The following is a 3,115-nucleotide window of genomic DNA, read 5'->3' on the forward strand; positions in this document are numbered from 1 at the left end:
AAAAAAGCCGAGTATTTCCATACTCGGCTTTTTAATGAAATTAAGCTTTAGCGGTTACTCGCGAACTTGGCCTTCACCATTCACTAAGTACTTCTCAGTAGTCAGTGACTCAAGTCCCATAGGGCCGTATGCATGAAGCTTAGAAGTTGCTATACCAATCTCTGCGCCTAGACCCAGCTGTGAGCCATCAGAAAAGCGAGATGATGTATTAACCATCACTACAGAAGCATCGACACTACGCTGGAATAACTCTGCAGCGGCTGCGTTTTTAGTGCAAATTACTTCAGTGTGGTTTGATCCAAACTGTGCAATGTGTTCAACCGCTGCCGTAAAGTTTGGTACAACGCGAATAGCGATTTCTAGGTCTAGATATTCTTCACCAAATTCGTTATCGGCTAACACAGTTGCATTATCAAAGTATTTAGCTGCAAAGCAGTCAGCATTTATTTTTACACCTTCTTGGCGTAATACAACTGCGCACAGATTTAAAAACTCATCTGCAACATCTTGATGAACTACTAAGCCCTCAAGTGCATTACAAACACCGGTACGCTGCGTTTTACCGTTAAGTAGTAAGTTAAGCGCAATTTCTAGGTCTGCATCTTTATCTACATATAGATGACAAACGCCTTTGTAATGCTGAATTACTGGAATCGTACTGTTTTCAGTAACAAAGTTAATTAAGCCTTCACCGCCACGTGGAATTATTAAGTCAATGCTTTCACGTTGCTGCATTAATTCCATTAATAGTGCACGATCTGGATCTGGAATCACTGAAATAAGTGATACTGGTAAGTTATGCTTTTCAAGTACGCTGTGCATTACACTTGCGATAGCTTGCGAACTTTTAAGTGCTTCTTTACCGCCACGTAAAATTACGCCATTACCTGATTTAAAACATAATGCGCCAGCGTCTGCTGTTACATTTGGGCGTGCTTCGTAAATCATACATACAACGCCAAGAGGTACGCGCATTTTACGAATTTTAATGCCATTTGGACGCTCTGTAATATCACGTAGCTGACCAACAGGATCGTCCAGGCTTACGATTACTTCAATACCTTCTGCCATTGCTTCAATACGCTCATCGTTTAGCGTTAAGCGGTCGATCATTGAGGCTGCTAAGTTATTGTCGCGTGCTGCGCTTAGGTCACTTTCGTTTTCTTTGATTATAAATGCTTTTTGCTCTCTTAATGCCGCTGCCATTTCAACTAGTACTTGATTTTTAGTCTCGGTATCGAGTAAAGCAAGTGTATGGGCAGCTTTAGCTGTCTGGCGTGAAATGTCCGTAATTAAACTCATGACTTCTCCAATAATGCGATATGTTTTTCAGATATAACTGGTCCAATTGAATCCTGCATTTTTTCGCTGAATTCACTCTGTTCGTTGTCTGCAATAAAGTTTAACAAACAGCTACTATAATTTGCGGTCGCTTTAGCTAAACGCGTACCGTCTTCACTACGTACTAAAATGGTATCACCAACAGCAAATTCACCATGGACTTCCATGATTTCATCACCGCGAATACATCCACTTTCACCTTCAAGGGATTCATCAAATGATCCATCAACAACAACTTCACCTTGCTCATTTGCTGTGTGTGTCATCCAATGTACAGAATCTTGCATCGGCTTTTCGTACGGTAAAAATACGCTACCAGGATTTTCCCCAGCTAGCAGTTTCGTAAATGTTTCTTCTTTAAAGCCGTTTATAATATAAGTCGCGATACCATGTGACGTTGCTTTTTCTGCCGCTTCTATTTTGGTTTTCATGCCACCAGTACCAACAGCACTTGTAGCACATCCTGCCATAGCATAAATAGATTCATCAATTGATTTTATTTCAGGCAGTAACACCGCATCATCATGTAAGTTAGGGTTTTTATCATATAACCCATCAACGTCTGAGAATATTAATAAAGCATCGGCATCGGCTGCTGCTGCGACCATTGCTGATAAGTTGTCGTTATCACCCACTCTTAAGTCGTCGGTAGTTACAGCATCATTTTCATTAATGATAGGAAAAACACCATGCTCAAGCAAAGTAAACACTGTTTCGCGAATACTTTGGTAACGCTCGCGGTCACGTAAATCGCCGTGCGTTAATAATAGTTGCGCAGATGGAAAGTCAAAAAAGCGGTCCCACATGGCGATCATTTCTGTTTGGCCTGCTGCTGCCATTGCTTTTTTCATCACCACAGAGCGAGGTTTGTCTGATGGGAATAAATGCGCTCCAGCCGCTACAGAACCCGATGATACTAAAATCACCTCGATTCCACGGGCACGACAACGAACAATGAACTGTGCGATGGTTAATATGTAACGCGAACGGCAGCCATCTTGATCTGGTGCAATTAATGCACTACCTACTTTAAGTACGATACGTCGCCAATTTAACTTTTGCATAAATGCTCAACTTTCCATTTTATCTGCGCTCATCTTAATTAGACGAGCTAAAACTAAGTAGCTAGGTTTAAAACATAGCTTCGAATTTTTCTTTTCATTTAGGCAACACTTTTTTACACACACGCAAAAACCATATCTAAAACAAGAAGCTTAGATTTGAGGTTAAGTAAAAGTAGCAACAACCCAATAATATTGAGCAGCACTAATCAAAAAATTTAAAAGTGTTGTTTATGCATCGCTGTAAAAAGCTGTGTGTGGCTTTTTTATTAACAACATACATAGAGCCTCTAAAGTCTGATACACCAACAGATAGGGTGAAGACCAAAGGACCGAGATTTAACCGCCACGATGGGGGGCTAAATATTGAAAGTAATAGTTCAACTCAAACCTTTATTTACTTAAATAATTAAATAAACTTGTTTGGCAAAACCATACCAAGAATTCGGCAAATGATATTTTGTAATGCTCTAATACTAGAAACATCACTAACACATGATTATAAAGATTAAAAATGACGTTAAGATTAACAAGCCTGTTTTATCTTCAATAAACTTCGTTAGATGACTAATTATTAGAACACGAAGTATAATACACCAAATACCCCTTTAAAATCAAGGTTAAAATTCGAACTAAGTTAATACGAAACACTCATACCCTTTATATTGTTATTAAAATTCAATAAATTAAACAATTAATACACTTTAAAATAA

Annotated in this window: 2 protein-coding genes; both read right to left on the bottom strand. The window is 39.0% G+C overall.

What is annotated here, in order from left to right; all coding sequences use genetic code 11:
* Positions 1-54: 54 nt before the first annotated feature.
* Entirely contained in the window at positions 55-1,302 is a 1,248-nt protein-coding gene (locus GQR46_RS18125) for a glutamate-5-semialdehyde dehydrogenase (protein ID WP_165741894.1), read from the bottom strand.
* Positions 1,299-2,405 carry a glutamate 5-kinase gene (gene proB, locus GQR46_RS18130; protein WP_010554355.1) on the bottom strand — a complete coding sequence of 369 codons (1,107 nt, stop codon included), beginning with the start codon at positions 2,403-2,405 and terminating at the stop codon, positions 1,299-1,301. Before proB ends, GQR46_RS18125 begins: the two co-directional genes overlap by 4 nt.
* Positions 2,406-3,115 lie beyond the last annotated feature (710 nt).

Source organism: Pseudoalteromonas sp. Z1A6 (genome assembly GCF_011378745.1).
GTDB lineage: Bacteria > Pseudomonadota > Gammaproteobacteria > Enterobacterales > Alteromonadaceae > Pseudoalteromonas > Pseudoalteromonas arctica.